Origin of the sequence: Paraburkholderia sp. J11-2 (assembly GCF_905220185.1) — a bacterium.
Classification (GTDB): Bacteria; Pseudomonadota; Gammaproteobacteria; order Burkholderiales; family Burkholderiaceae; genus Paraburkholderia.
Window position 1 is genome coordinate 1 of sequence record NZ_CAJMYY010000011.1, and the last position, 12,824, is coordinate 12,824.

The following is a 12,824-nucleotide window of genomic DNA, read 5'->3' on the forward strand; positions in this document are numbered from 1 at the left end:
GGCGTTGGCCGTGCGGTTCAGGTTGAAGCTGAACTCCATTCAGACGCCCTCCGCGCCGGGTTTCAGGAAAGCGGACGACAGGGCGTCCGTGCCGCCAGAGTAGCGTGGCACTTGCAACAGGGATGGCGGATCGACAAGGGCAAGGCGCATGGACACAGAATTTCGTTGGCGTTGATGACACGGCGACGATGCCGCGATGGTACGCACCGCCCACGCCGTCGTTGCTGGAGCGGCTGGCGGCTCGCGACTGGGCTTGCCTCGACTGAAACGGCACGACACTACTACAACCTTCATGACACTCACAACCGCGCCAGGCACCCCGCGAAAGCCAGACCACGCGGGCTTTCGCGGCGCTTTCGCAGGCCTTCTGGCCAGCTTCCAGAACGGAAGCGCACGCGGCTTCTGGACGTCATCGTGATGACGCATCGATGACGCCTTGATGACATAGCGTGTCGTCGCTCCTGCCACTTCGAGGCCGCCAGCGCCAGTAGGCGTCGCTTGCGCGCCACACGTTAGCCCGAGCGCGAACCCCGCGCGCGAAGCCTCGCTGACCGCGCTGACTCCTCCTCCAGCCCGCTCACCGCCGCTCAACGCCACGTAGGGCCGTGCTGGCGGCATGCGGCTTGCATGTTTGCGATCTGCGCACGTCCCCGCGCCCTCGCGCGCCGCCTCTCGACACCGCACCGCCGCTTCGAGAGCGGGTTCGCGGGCCCCATTCGAGGGGTAAAATCGACGGGCTCCGTCAATGGCGCTTCGATGCCCCGGGGCACCGATACCACGCCTCAATACCACTCACGAACCAGAAGGCCGATGAACAGGAGACTCTTGCGCCAGGCAGCCGGGCCCCTCGGGGTCGTGGTGGTCGCGCTCGTCTGCTGGGCGGCAGCCGACTGGCTCGCGGACCGCATGGTCCGCCAGGAGTTCGAAGCAGCGCTCACCGCGCAGCGCCAGATGATGCGCTCGGTTGTGGACAACATGGCCGAAGTGATCGCAAGCGACCTCGCCATGTCGCGCGCCATTCCCGCGACGATGGCCGAAACCCGCGTCGTCCAGCAGGCGCTCACCGAGGCCGCGCATTATGCCGCGTCAAGCGATTCGACGGAACTGGCGCGGCGCAAGGACCTGCAAAGCGTGCCGGCGCTCACCGGCGTCGACCGCTTCCTGCACGACGCCCAGGGCTTCTCCGGGCTCGATGCGATCTGGCTCGTCAACGCCAACGGCATCTGCATCGCCTCGAGCAACGCGCTCGAGAAAATCTCCTACGTCGGCGTGGATATGCGGCCACGCGCGTATCTGAACGAAACGCTGCTCGGCGCGTTCTCCGAAGCCTACGGCGTGGGCACGGCAAGCGGCGAACCCGGCATCTTCGTCGCCGCGCCCGTCTACGACGACGGCCTGCTGGTCGGCGCCGTGGTCGCGAAGGTCAGCATCGCGCGCTTGCGCCACTGGGTCACGCACCCAGGCACCTTCGTCGCGGACAACAACGGCGTCATCATCATGGCCCACGACAGCGCGCTCGAAGGACACGCCCTGCCGGGCTCGCACGTCGCGGAAATGAACGCGGTGGACCGCGTGAACACCTATTTGCGCGAGCATTTTGCGCCGCTCGAACTGCGCTCGGCCTCGAAAACGGCGTTGCGCGAGGCGCCGTGGACGCCGCGCGCGGACGCCGCGCAAATGATCGAATGGCCGGGCCAACGCTCGCCTGCCCTCTATGAACACCGCGGCGGCCTGAACTCCGGGCTCTCGGCGCATCTCGTGGATCCGGTCAATGCGTGGTCCGATCTGATCGCGAACCACCAGCGCGACCGGCTCCTCATTTTCCTCACGCTCGCGGGCACGGCAGCGCTCGCGGCGGTGATCTCGGTTTCGTGGGTGCGCGAGCGGCGCCTGCACCACGCAAGCCGCGATCTCGCCGGGCAACTGCAGGCCGCGAACGCACTGCTCGCCGCCGAGGCGCGCCACGACGCGCTGACCGGCGCGCTCTCGCGGCGCTACTTCCTCGACCTGCTGCGCCGCGAGATCGACGCGTCCTATGCCGCGGGTACGCCGCTGTGCATGGCGATCGCCGACCTCGACTACTTCAAGCAGATCAACGACCGCTTCGGCCATCCGGCCGGCGACCGCGCGCTCCAGCATTTCGTGGAGACCTGCCGCGCGGAACTGCGCGCCGACGACGCCGTCGGGCGTCTTGGCGGCGAAGAGTTCGGCATCCTGTTGCCCGCGACCTCGCTCGCCACGGGTCAAGCCGTGCTCGACCGCCTGCGCCAGCAGGTCGGCAAGCGCATTTGCGTGGACCTGCCCGAGGAAGCGAGCGTGAGCGTGAGCATCGGCGTGACCGAGCTTGCCGCCACGCAGGATCAACCAGAGCGTCTGATGAGCCGCGCCGACCTTGCGCTCTACATGGCGAAGGCAGCCGGGCGCGACCGCTGCGAGGCCATGACGGCCGAGGGCGTCGTGCCGCCGCGCGCCGCAGCGCCAACCTGGTGAGCGCGCAACGAACTGGCGCGACAACCCGCACGAAACAAGCCCGTATCAGTCTGCGGGACTCGCCCGGCTCAACCGGCGAGGCGCGGTATCATCGGATAAACGGTGCGCGCCAGTTTGTTCGGCGCGCATGAGTCAAACCGCGCCACTTCGGTGTTCCGCACAAATCTGGAGGCATGCATGAAGGGAAATCTGGTCATTGTCTGCCGCGATCAGGATGCGCTCGCGTTCGACCAGTTGATGGTCGAGTACGGCGCATTCCAGACGCGCCTGTCATCGACCGCGTGGTATCTGAAACTCGACACCACGCCCGAGTTGATTCAGGAAGAAATTCTTGCCCGCCTCGGCAAGTACACCACGCACTACATCTTCGAAGCGGACACCGTGACCTATAACACGGTGGACAACGACGCCGCCGCCGCGCTCGACACGCTTTTCACGGCCTGAGCGGGTGCGTCTGGGTTCATCCGGTATTACCCGGCGTCGCTGAGGCGGCGCCTTCGCACGGATCGTCAGGTCCGTACCACGTAAAACGCAGGCAAACCCAGCCTGACCCCGCGTCAAGCGCATCCGGCGATGCCCCACCTGAGCGGTGCGGGCTTGCGCCAGCCAATCAACCGCGAATTACCAGATCTGCGCCGCTTCGGTTACGGTGCGCTCCACCACGTCGAACGCAAACGTCATGCGCACCGCAAGGCCGCCGCTTTCGCCGTTGCCGATCGAGAGCTCGCCACCCGCGCGGCGCACGAGGCGCTCGACGATCGCCAGTCCCAGACCGCTGTGGCCGTTGCCGCCGCGCGCCGGGTCGAGCCGCACGAACGGCCGGCTCGCCTGTGTGAGATCCTGGTCGGGGATGCCCTTGCCGTGGTCGCGCACGGTGAGCGAAAAACCCGTTGCCCCGCGCTCGCTTTCGATCACGACGGGCGGTGCGCCATACGCATGGGCGTTGTCGAGCAGGTTCGAGACCACACGCTCGAGCGTGGCCGCGGGCAGACGAAACTCAGGACCGGCGCGCAGGCGCGTTTCGATCGCAATCGTTTCGCCGTTCGCCGTGCGGTGGTTGCGCACAATGCGCTCGCACTGATCGTCGACCTCGACGGGCTCGCTGCGATCGGCGCCGTCGTGCGCGAACACGAGGAACTGGTCGACGATGTGCGCCATCGACTCCACGTCGCGCACGACGCCGTCGCGCACCTTTTGCTCGTCCATCATTTCGGCGCGCAGGCGCAGCCGCGCAAGCGGCGTCTTGAGATCGTGAGCCACGCCCGCCAGCATGACGGCGCGGTCTTTTTCCGTACGCTCGACTTCCTTGACCATCTGGTTAAAGCCGAGCGTGAGCTGGCGCAACTCGCGCGGCCCGCGCTCGGGCACGGGCGGCACCGGCTCGCCCCGGCCAAAGCGGCCCACGGCCTGCGCGAGCGCGCTCAAAGGCTTTTGCAGCATCCACGCGGCCACGAGCGCGGCGATCACCGCGGTGGCGAAAATGGTGACGACCCACGGCAGAAACTTGTCGAGCGGCCGCATGACGCGCAACGGCTGGCCCGGCAAGACGATCCAGCGTGCGTCCTGCGGCCCGCGCACCCAGAGCGTGGGCGGCCCGCCCGGCGACCCGAGGCGCACGTCGGTGCCGGGCGGCATGCGTTCGCGCACGTCGTCGATGAAACGGCGCAGGGGATCGGGCATCCGATCGGTCTGCGGCGGCACAGCGGGGCTAGCCGGGTCGACGAGCTGCACGCGCGAAGGCAGCGGCTGGTCGGGCTCGCGCTGGACGTGCTGGCGCACCGCGTCGACGAGGAAGGTGGCCTCCTCGACGGCGTAGCGCGTTTGCATTTGATTGTGTTCGACGCGCATGAGCGTGAACCACGCGACATGCGACACCAGCAAAACGCCGATGAAGATGACCGCGAGGCGCCCGAACAGCGAATCAACCGGCCGGCGCATGGTTGCCCTGCTCTCCGTCGGGAACGAACACGTAGCCGCGGCCGCGCACCGTCTGGATGAAGCGCGGCGTGGACGGATCGCTTTCGAGAATGCGCCGCAGACGCCACACCTGAACGTCGATGCCGCGGTCCGTGCCGTCGTACTCGGGACCGTGCAGCAGCTCGAGCAGGCGCTCGCGCGTGAGCGTGCGCATGGGGTGGTTCACGAAAATCTTCAGAAGCGCGAACTCGCTGCCCGACAGCATGATGGGCTTGCCTTCCTGCTGCAGCGTGCGCGACTGGAAGTCGAGCGTGAAGCGGCCGAACGCGTACGGCTCGCGCTGCTCGGGCGCCGCGGCCGAAGGCACCGTACGGCGGCGGCGCAGCACCGCCTGCACGCGCGCGAGCAGCTCGCGCGGATTGAACGGCTTGCCGAGGTAGTCGTCCGCGCCGAGTTCGAGGCCGACGATGCGGTCCACGTCGTCCGCGCGCGCCGTGAGCATGATGACGGGGATGTCGTCGCCGGCCGCGCGCAGCTTGCGCAGCGCGGTCAGGCCGTCCACGCCCGGCATCATCAGGTCGAGCACGATCAGATCGGGGCGCTCGCGCTCGAGCCGCCGCTCGAGCGAGCCGGCGTCGTGCAGCACCGAGACTTCCATGCCCTGGCGCGCCAGATAGTCGCGCAGGAGGTCGCGTAGTTCGAGGTCGTCGTCGACGACAAGGATTTGAGTAGCCATGGGATGAAGTGTAACGCGCGCGCGCGGGCCGTTTGCTTACAGCTCTTCCACCTGGGTTACGAGGTGTTACCGCGAAAGGCGCGTGTAATGTCGCGTAATCTCGGCGGCTTGCCGCGTAACACGCGCCACCTGCGGGGTCGATACGCTAGGGACACCGGTTGCGAGCGCCACCACTTCCGATAAGCGCCGCGCCAGACCGGATAAAACCCTCAGGATTTGTCAGGAGCATCACCATGTACAAGACGACTTCGCGCCTTCTCGCTATCGCCGCTGCCTCGCTCGCGCTCACCCTGGGCGCCACCGCCGCCAACGCCCAGATGCCGCCGCCCCCGGGCGGCCCCGGCATGATGCAGCACGGTCCCGGCATGCACGGCGACTTCATGCTCGGCTTCAAGAAATTGCACGACAAGCTGAATCTGAATGCCGCGCAGGAAAAGCAATGGCAGGCCGCGCTCGACACGATGAAGCAGAACGGCCAGGCCATGCGCAAGAATCATGAACAGATGAAGCAGCAGTTCGATTCGATGAAGAACCAGCCGATTCTCGACCTGAACGCCATGCACGCGGCGCACGAGCAGATCGAGCAGCAGAACCAGCAACTGCGCGAACAAACCACGCAAGCGTGGCTCGCCTTCTATAACGGCTTGAACGACCAGCAGAAGACGACCGTGAGCACGGCGATCAAGGAACGCTTCGCGAAGATGGAACAGCGCCACGACCAGATGCGCCAGCGCTGGGAGCAGCACCACAAGGGCGGCGCTTCGGCACCGGCCGCACCGCAGTAACCGGCTCGCGCACGCGCCGCCCGGGGGCGGCGCGCCAATGCGCAAACGTGCGACAAAGCGCCGCGGGACTCGCATCCCGCGGCGCTTTTTTTTGGCGCGAGCGTTTTTCCCGCTTACTTATTTGCCCGCTTACGCATATGCCAGTTTGCCCGCCCCTGGCGGTCAACGCTCAGGCGAGATCGAACACCAGCACTTCGGCCGCTGCGCCGTTTGCGAGCGCGACACCCGCCTCGGCTTCGATCATCGCGGCATCGCCCGCTTCAAGGCGCTGGCCGTTCACATCGAGCGCGCCGCGCGCAACATGCAGATAAACGCGCCGCCCCGCGGGCACCGCATACTCGACGCGCTCCTCGCCGTCCACGAGCCCCGCATAGATCGAGGCATCCGAGCGCACCGTCACCGAGCCGTCCCGCCCGTCGGGGGAAGCGATAAGGCGCAGCCGCCCGCGTTTGCCGGCGTCGTCGAAGCGCTTTTCCTCATAGCCGGGCGCCCCACCGCGCTCGCGCGGCAGCAGCCAGATCTGCAGCAGGTGCGCTTCCTCTTCCTTCGAACCGTTGAACTCGCTGTGCATCACGCCCGTGCCGGCGCTCATGCGCTGCACGTCGCCGGGGCGGATGGTCGAGCCGTTGCCCATGCTGTCGCGGTGCGCGAGCGCGCCGGAAAGCACGTAGGTCACGATCTCCATATCGCGGTGGCCGTGGGCTCCGAAGCCCTGGCCGCCCGCGATGCGGTCGTCGTTGAGCACCCGCAGCGCACCGTAGTGCATATGCGCTTCGTCGAAATAGTCTGCAAACGAAAAGCTATGGTACGAATCGAGCCAGCCGTGGTTGGCGTGGCCGCGTTCGTCGGCGCGTCGGATGGTCAGCATGGCAATCTCCGGTCAATCATGTCGATGTCCGAAGGTAAGGGCGGCGGCCCGCCTGCACAATCCGCAGCGGCGCACCGCATCGTTTCGCCAGCGACATCAATGGGCTGCGCTGCCAGCGCTGCCCTCCGTCAGACTGGCACACCCTCCGGCTTCGGGTAAAATACCGCGCTTTTCGGCCAGCGCGAGCCCGATGACCCGGGGCGGACAGCCCGGGGCGGCACCGCCGCCGCGCCAACGCGCGCGGCCGCCGGGGCCGGAGTGCGTCCGCGCTTTCCGACCCGCATTTTTGATCGCCTAGAATGGCGGCCAACGGTCACGAGCCTTAGCCGCCCCGCTTCGGCCGCGCGCCCCTTACCGCGCCGCGCCGCCCGTATCAGCTGTGCATGGGACCGCAGTCAGTGTTCACGCACTCGCTGCGGCTCGACAGGAGAATGATGAAGAAGTTTGCAGTGTGCGTGGCGCTGGCCCTGATCGCGGGCAGCGCCGCCGCCAAAGAGTGGAAAACCGTGCGCATCGGCGTGGACGCCAGCTATGCGCCGTTCGAGTCCAAAGCGCCGAACGGGCAGATCGTCGGCTTCGATGTCGACCTCACGAAAGCCCTGTGCGCGCGCATGAACGTGAAGTGCGTGTGGGTCGAGAACGACCTCGACGGCATCATCCCGGCGCTCAAGGCCCGCAAGTTCGACGCGATCGTGTCGTCGCTGACCGTGACGCCGCAGCGTGCCCAGCAGATCGACTACTCCGCGAAGATGTTCGATGCGCCTGCACGCATGCTCGCGCGCACGGGCTCGCCGCTGCTGCCGACGCCTGCCTCGCTCAAGGGCAAGAACGTGGGCGTCGAGCAGGGCTCGACCCAGGAAGCGTACGCGAAGGCGCACTGGGCGCCGCAGGGCGTGAACGTGATCTCGTACCAGAATCAGGATCAGGTCTACCAGGATCTGATCGCCGGCCGCCTCGACGCGACGCTGCAAGACGAAGTCCAGGCCGATTTCGGTTTCCTGAAAACGCCGCGCGGCAAGGGTTTCGCGTGGGCGGGCCCGGAAGTGGAAGACCCGGCGACGATTGGCGACGGCACGGCGATCGGCCTGCGCAAGGACGACGCCGACCTGAAGGCGAAGTTCAACACGGCGCTGGCCGCGATTCATGCCGACGGCACGTTCGACAAGATCGCGAAGCAGTACTTCGACTTCGATATCTACAAAGGCAAGTGAACGGGAAAGCACACGCAGGTAAATAAACAACGAGACATTACCGCTCGCGCCGCGCGCCAGGACGCTTAAAGCCCCGGGGGCTCCCCGATAGACCGCCACCGGGCTTCGTATACAGTCACAGGCGCAGTCACAGGCGCGCTCGCGAGCGCAATTGCATCGGCCACGCGCGCGTACGCAACACCGCGCAAAACACCGCGCGGCCATGAACGGATTTGAACCGCGGCACACAAACGCCGCGCCTTTCGCGGTGTGAGAAACGCACCGTCAAGGACTTGCCCATGTTTCTTCAAGGCTACGGCCCGCTGATCCTCGCCGGCACCTGGCAGACCGTCAAGCTCGCCGTGCTGTCGCTCGCGCTCTCGTTCGTGCTCGGGCTGATCGGCGCGGCGGCCAAGCTCTCCAAAAACCGCGTCGCGAACGGCGCGGGCACGCTCTACACCACGCTCATTCGCGGCGTGCCCGATCTCGTGCTGATGCTGCTGCTGTTCTACAGCATCCAGATCTGGCTGAACAACCTGACCGACATGCTCGGCTGGGATCAGATCGACATCGACCCGTTCCTCGCGGGCGTGGTCGTGCTCGGCTTCATCTACGGCGCGTACTTCACCGAGACCTTCCGCGGCGCGTTCATCGCGGTGCCGCGCGGCATGCTCGAAGCGGGCCACGCCTACGGCATGACGAACTGGCAGGTGTTCACGCGCATCATGTTCCCGCAGATGATGCGCTTCGCGCTGCCCGGTATCGGCAACAACTGGCAGGTGCTCGTGAAGTCCACGGCGCTCGTCTCGATCATCGGTCTCGCCGATGTCGTGAAGGCCAGCCAGGACGCCGGCAAGGGCACGCTGCGCTTCTTCTTCTTCACGCTGCTCGCCGGCGCGATCTATCTCGTCATCACCACGGTCTCCAACTTCGTGCTGATGTATCTCGACAAGCGCTACTCCACCGGTGTGCGCAAGGCGGATCTCTGAATCGCACGAGGCCAAGACCATGCAAGACTTCGTCCAACTGATCCAGCAGTACTGGCGCAACTACCTCTTCTCCGACGGCTACCATTTCAGCGGCGTGGTCATCACGCTGTGGCTGCTCGTCATCTCGATCGGGCTCGGCTTCTGCCTCTCGGTGCCGCTCGCCGTGGCCCGCGTATCGAAGAAGAAGTGGCTCGCCGGGCTCGTGTGGCTTTACACGTATATCTTCCGCGGCACGCCGCTCTACGTGCAGCTGCTGCTGTGCTACACGGGCCTTTACAGCCTCGAGATCGTGCGCAATCACGAGCTCACGAGCGCGTTCTTCAGAAGCGGCATGAACTGCACGCTGCTCGCGTTCACGCTCAACACCTGTGCGTACACCACGGAAATCTTCGCGGGCGCGATCAAGGCCACGCCCTACGGCGAGATCGAAGCCGCGCGCGCCTACGGCATGTCGCAGTTCACGTTGTACCGCCGCGTGATCCTGCCTTCGGCGCTGCGTCGCGCACTGCCCTACTACAGCAACGAAGTCATCCTGATGCTGCACGCAACGACCGTGGCCTTCACGGCCACCGTGCCCGACATCCTGAAGATCGCGCGCGACGTGAACTCGGCGACGTACCAGTCGTTCGGCGCGTTCGGCATCGCCGCCCTGCTGTACCTGATCATTTCTTTCACGCTCGTGTGGCTGTTCCGCCGCGCCGAGCGCCGCTGGCTCGCGTACCTGCGACCGCAAGGCAAGTGAGCTCGCTAGAGGCTATTTGATGAATTCCCAGAAGCAGAAGCTGTTCGTCGACTCCATCCACAAGAAGTACGGCGACAACGAAGTCCTCAAGGGCGTGTCCCTGAAAGCCAATGCAGGCGATGTGATCAGCGTGATCGGCTCGTCCGGATCGGGCAAGAGCACGATGCTGCGCTGCGTCAACTTCCTCGAGCAGCCCAACGCCGGGCGCATCGTGGTGGACGGCGAGGAAGTCGCCACGCGCGCCGACAAGCGCACGGGCGCGCTGCACCCCGCCGACGCGAAGCAGCTCCAGCGCGTGCGCACCAAGCTCGCGATGGTGTTCCAGCACTTCAACCTGTGGTCGCACATGTCGGTGCTCGAAAACGTGATCGAGGCGCCGGTGCACGTGCTGGGTCTGTCGCGCAAGGAAGCCGAAGATCGCGCGCGCACCTATCTGGAGAAGGTCGGTCTCGCGCCGCGCGTGGAGAAGCAGTACCCCTCGCACCTCTCGGGCGGTCAGCAGCAACGCGTGGCGATCGCCCGCGCGCTCGCCATGCACCCCGACGTCATGCTGTTCGACGAGCCGACCTCGGCGCTCGACCCCGAACTCGTGGGCGAAGTGCTCAAGGTCATGCAGAAGCTCGCCGAGGAAGGCCGTACGATGATCGTGGTCACGCACGAAATGGGTTTCGCGCGCAACGTTTCGAACCACGTCATGTTCCTGCACAAGGGACTCGTGGAAGAAGAAGGCCAGCCGTCCGAGGTATTCGCCAATCCGAAGAGCGAGCGCCTGCGCCAGTTCCTTTCAGGCAGCCTCAAGTAAGACGACCTTCAGGGTCGCCGCCTTTCGGCGATGTAGTAAAAGTAGTTTTACAAGGCGCTTACAGCGCCTTTTCTTTTTTCGTCTTTTACCCTCGAAAAGCCGCCGCTTTGACGTCAAAAACGGCGTTTTTCGCATTACTCCTTGTGAAATCGCTCGTCAATAGTGGCAATCCTGAACTTAGCCAATAAATTGACGTGAGTCCCTTATCCCGTAAGGCTTTCGATCTATTTGTAGTATCCCTCTGACCACCATCCAGGAAGGCCATATTGCAATTTGACGACACCACGGGGTGCGAGCACGAATTAGTTCGCCAGCGCGGACCTTTTTTGCTAAATTAGTAACCAAAGTAGCAAAACAAAGTTCATTAAAAGTAGTTTCACTTCAAAAAGAACGGGAGATGCCAGTCAACCAGGGGACCTGCAAGACGACCCAGCCCGGGTCATGCAGCGGCACCAGCCCGTACGCCGGTCCTCAGGGTAATTCTCCCTCACGCGACGATTTCTGTTCGCAGCGCCGCCAAGCGCACGGACGTCTTTCGCAGTACTAAGGTTGACTCTTTGACAGGGTATGGAGGAGAAGATGAAGAAAGCTTTGCTCGCCGCAGCATTGATGTCGGCTGGCGTGGTCGCGCATGCACAAAGCAGCGTCACGCTGTATGGCCGTCTCGACATGGGTATCGCGTACATGAACGGCATCGGTGCCGGCGTCAGCACCACTCCCGGCAGCATCGGCTCGGCTACCCACGGCTCCAGCCAGGTTCAGCTCGAAAGCGGCTACTGGGGCACCAGCCTGTGGGGCATGAAGGGCGTTGAAGACATCGGTGGCGGCAACAAGGTTCTGTTCCACCTGGAAGGCAGCTTCAGCACGGCTAACGGCTCGCTCGGCTCGGCCGGCTCGCTCTGGAATCGCTGGGCAACTATCGGTGTAGCGAACGACCAGTTCGGTACGCTGCTGGCTGGCCGCATGCTGTTCATCTCCAACGGCATTTGGGACTTCGACCCGTTCGGTCAGTCGAACTGGTCGTCGGCTTCGATGGTCCGTGGCCGCAACTGGCCGCAATCGAGCAACAACATTTCGTACCAGTCGCCGAACTGGATGGGCTTCGACGTGTACGGCCAGTACGCGTTCTCGAACGCAACGAACTGGAACGGCAACGGCTCGACGTCGCAAGGTCGTGAAGCTGGCCTGCAGCTCACCTACACGAGCTCGCTGTTCCAGGTCCGCGGTCTGTATGACGAAATCCGCAATCCGAACAACGGTCAGCTCGGCGGCGTCTACAACGCGCTCAACGGCGGCAATACGACTCCGGTCGGCACCCAGGCCACGGGCAACGGCGTGTTCGCGTACTCGCGCGACTACATGGCCATGTTCAACGTGTTCCTTGGCGCATTCAAGATTCAGGGCGGCTACGAAGCCATCCGTTCGTCGGGCATGAACCCGGGCATCATCGGTCAGCCGACCACGCTTGACCACGAATGGGGCGGTGTGACGTGGCAAATGACGCCGGCTGCAGCGCTGATCGCAGCGGTCTACCACGTCAATGCGAACAACGGCGGCGGTAACGCCACGCTGTACACGGTTGGTGGTTCGTACAACCTGTCCAAGCGCACGCTGCTCGACATTCAGGCAGGCACGGTGCAGAACAGCAAGACGGCCAACTTCGGCCTGAACGCCAACAACTTCGGTACGGCTGCCGCAACCGGCAACCCGCTGCCGGGCCACAGCCAGGTTGGCGTGTACGCAGGTATCCAGCACTCGTTCTAATTTGAAGCGAGTGTAGACAGAACAGCTACATCGACGTTTTCACGCTGCTGCGAGAGGCGCGTATCGGTGCGATGTCCGAAAGGGTATCGCACCGTTTTTTATGCTGGGGACGGGCCGCGAAAGCGGCGCCGTCCCCTTTTCTATTGGTGCATCCGGTGCTTCGTGTACTTCGGGGCCGCAAAGCGGACGGCCTCACACCGCCGCTTCGTTCTCCTCGCCCGTGCGGATGCGGATCACGCGCTCCACGTCGGTCACGAAGATCTTGCCGTCGCCGATCTTGCCCGTGCGCGCCGCGCCGATGATCGCGTCGATCACCTGGTCGGCCTGATCGTTCGCGACGACCACCTCGATCTTCACCTTCGGCAGGAAGTCGACCACGTATTCGGCGCCGCGGTAAAGCTCCGTATGGCCCTTCTGGCGGCCGAAGCCCTTGACCTCGGTGACGGTCAGGCCCGTGAGGCCCACTTCGGCGAGTGCCTCGCGCACTTCGTCGAGCTTGAACGGTTTGATCACGGCAGTAATGCGTTTCATGGCGAACCTC

12 protein-coding genes are annotated in these 12,824 nt (G+C 64.8%); 8 read left to right on the forward strand and 4 right to left on the reverse strand.

From position 1 onward, the window contains the following. Positions 1-810 precede the first annotated feature (810 nt). Together U5A57_RS16825 and U5A57_RS16830 are read left to right on the forward strand one after the other, a co-directional pair. The gene (locus tag U5A57_RS16825) at positions 811-2,490 is read left to right on the forward strand and encodes a diguanylate cyclase (protein WP_321912664.1); all 1,680 of its coding nucleotides are present in this window, start codon (positions 811-813) and stop codon (positions 2,488-2,490) included. Between the two features lie 177 nt (positions 2,491-2,667). Continuing rightward, the gene (locus tag U5A57_RS16830; protein WP_158757279.1) at positions 2,668-2,934 is read left to right on the forward strand and encodes a hypothetical protein; all 267 of its coding nucleotides are present in this window, start codon (positions 2,668-2,670) and stop codon (positions 2,932-2,934) included. Between the two features lie 177 nt (positions 2,935-3,111). Here U5A57_RS16830 and U5A57_RS16835 read toward each other — a convergent pair whose 3' ends face one another. Together U5A57_RS16835 and U5A57_RS16840 are read right to left on the reverse strand one after the other, a co-directional pair. Beyond that, entirely contained in the window at positions 3,112-4,428 is a 1,317-nt protein-coding gene (locus tag U5A57_RS16835) for an ATP-binding protein (RefSeq protein WP_321912668.1), read from the reverse strand. Then, positions 4,412-5,143: a response regulator gene (locus tag U5A57_RS16840; RefSeq protein ID WP_028207713.1), complete on the reverse strand. Its 732-nt coding sequence runs from the start codon at positions 5,141-5,143 to the stop codon at positions 4,412-4,414. Before U5A57_RS16840 ends, U5A57_RS16835 begins: the two co-directional genes overlap by 17 nt. A 233-nt stretch (positions 5,144-5,376) precedes the next feature. Here U5A57_RS16840 and U5A57_RS16845 point away from each other — a divergent pair, with 233 nt between their 5' ends. Then, positions 5,377-5,928 (forward strand): Spy/CpxP family protein refolding chaperone, encoded by a 552-nt coding sequence (locus U5A57_RS16845; protein ID WP_321912670.1) that lies wholly within the window; start codon positions 5,377-5,379, stop codon positions 5,926-5,928. 169 nt (positions 5,929-6,097) lie between these two features. Here the strand turns inward: U5A57_RS16845 and U5A57_RS16850 are convergent, their stop codons facing one another. After that, on the reverse strand, positions 6,098-6,796 hold the full coding sequence (locus U5A57_RS16850; protein WP_321912672.1) for a pirin family protein: 699 nt from the start codon (positions 6,794-6,796) through the stop codon (positions 6,098-6,100). Positions 6,797-7,230: 434 nt separating this feature from the next. On the opposite strand from U5A57_RS16850, the gene U5A57_RS16855 reads away from it, so the two are divergent. The 5 genes from U5A57_RS16855 (at position 7,231) to U5A57_RS16875 (ending at position 12,283) form a co-directional block, all read left to right on the forward strand. Further along, positions 7,231-8,007, forward strand: coding sequence for an ABC transporter substrate-binding protein (locus U5A57_RS16855; RefSeq protein ID WP_321912674.1), 777 nt, complete (start codon positions 7,231-7,233; stop codon positions 8,005-8,007). 278 nt (positions 8,008-8,285) lie between these two features. Next, the gene (locus tag U5A57_RS16860; RefSeq protein WP_321912676.1) at positions 8,286-8,975 is read left to right on the forward strand and encodes a histidine ABC transporter permease HisQ; all 690 of its coding nucleotides are present in this window, start codon (positions 8,286-8,288) and stop codon (positions 8,973-8,975) included. A 19-nt stretch (positions 8,976-8,994) separates the two neighbouring features. Next, positions 8,995-9,717, forward strand: a complete 723-nt coding sequence (locus tag U5A57_RS16865) for an ABC transporter permease (RefSeq protein ID WP_158757272.1) — start codon at positions 8,995-8,997, stop codon at positions 9,715-9,717. A 19-nt stretch (positions 9,718-9,736) separates the two neighbouring features. Then, a complete protein-coding gene (locus U5A57_RS16870; RefSeq protein WP_321912679.1) occupies positions 9,737-10,519 on the forward strand; it encodes an ABC transporter ATP-binding protein in 783 nt (260 codons plus the stop codon). Positions 10,520-11,098: 579 nt separating this feature from the next. Next, on the forward strand, positions 11,099-12,283 hold the full coding sequence (locus tag U5A57_RS16875; RefSeq protein ID WP_321912682.1) for a porin: 1,185 nt from the start codon (positions 11,099-11,101) through the stop codon (positions 12,281-12,283). 192 nt (positions 12,284-12,475) lie between these two features. Here U5A57_RS16875 and U5A57_RS16880 read toward each other — a convergent pair whose 3' ends face one another. Next, a complete protein-coding gene (locus tag U5A57_RS16880; RefSeq protein WP_027795598.1) occupies positions 12,476-12,814 on the reverse strand; it encodes a P-II family nitrogen regulator in 339 nt (112 codons plus the stop codon). Between the last annotated feature and the right edge of the window lie 10 nt (positions 12,815-12,824).

Excerpts from the sequence above, each read along its gene's own strand:
- U5A57_RS16825 (WP_321912664.1), top strand. The coding sequence starts at position 811 with ATGAACAGGAGACTCTTGCGCCAGGCAGCCGGGCCCCTCGGGGTCGTG.
- U5A57_RS16840 (WP_028207713.1), bottom strand. The coding sequence starts at position 5,143 with ATGGCTACTCAAATCCTTGTCGTCGACGACGACCTCGAACTACGCGAC.
- U5A57_RS16865 (WP_158757272.1), top strand. The coding sequence starts at position 8,995 with ATGCAAGACTTCGTCCAACTGATCCAGCAGTACTGGCGCAACTACCTC.
- U5A57_RS16860 (WP_321912676.1), top strand. The coding sequence starts at position 8,286 with ATGTTTCTTCAAGGCTACGGCCCGCTGATCCTCGCCGGCACCTGGCAG.
- U5A57_RS16845 (WP_321912670.1), top strand. The coding sequence starts at position 5,377 with ATGTACAAGACGACTTCGCGCCTTCTCGCTATCGCCGCTGCCTCGCTC.
- U5A57_RS16870 (WP_321912679.1), top strand. The coding sequence starts at position 9,737 with ATGAATTCCCAGAAGCAGAAGCTGTTCGTCGACTCCATCCACAAGAAG.
- U5A57_RS16875 (WP_321912682.1), top strand. The coding sequence starts at position 11,099 with ATGAAGAAAGCTTTGCTCGCCGCAGCATTGATGTCGGCTGGCGTGGTC.
- U5A57_RS16830 (WP_158757279.1), top strand. The coding sequence starts at position 2,668 with ATGAAGGGAAATCTGGTCATTGTCTGCCGCGATCAGGATGCGCTCGCG.
- U5A57_RS16855 (WP_321912674.1), top strand. The coding sequence starts at position 7,231 with ATGAAGAAGTTTGCAGTGTGCGTGGCGCTGGCCCTGATCGCGGGCAGC.
- U5A57_RS16880 (WP_027795598.1), bottom strand. The coding sequence starts at position 12,814 with ATGAAACGCATTACTGCCGTGATCAAACCGTTCAAGCTCGACGAAGTG.
- U5A57_RS16850 (WP_321912672.1), bottom strand. The coding sequence starts at position 6,796 with ATGCTGACCATCCGACGCGCCGACGAACGCGGCCACGCCAACCACGGC.
- U5A57_RS16835 (WP_321912668.1), bottom strand. The coding sequence starts at position 4,428 with ATGCGCCGGCCGGTTGATTCGCTGTTCGGGCGCCTCGCGGTCATCTTC.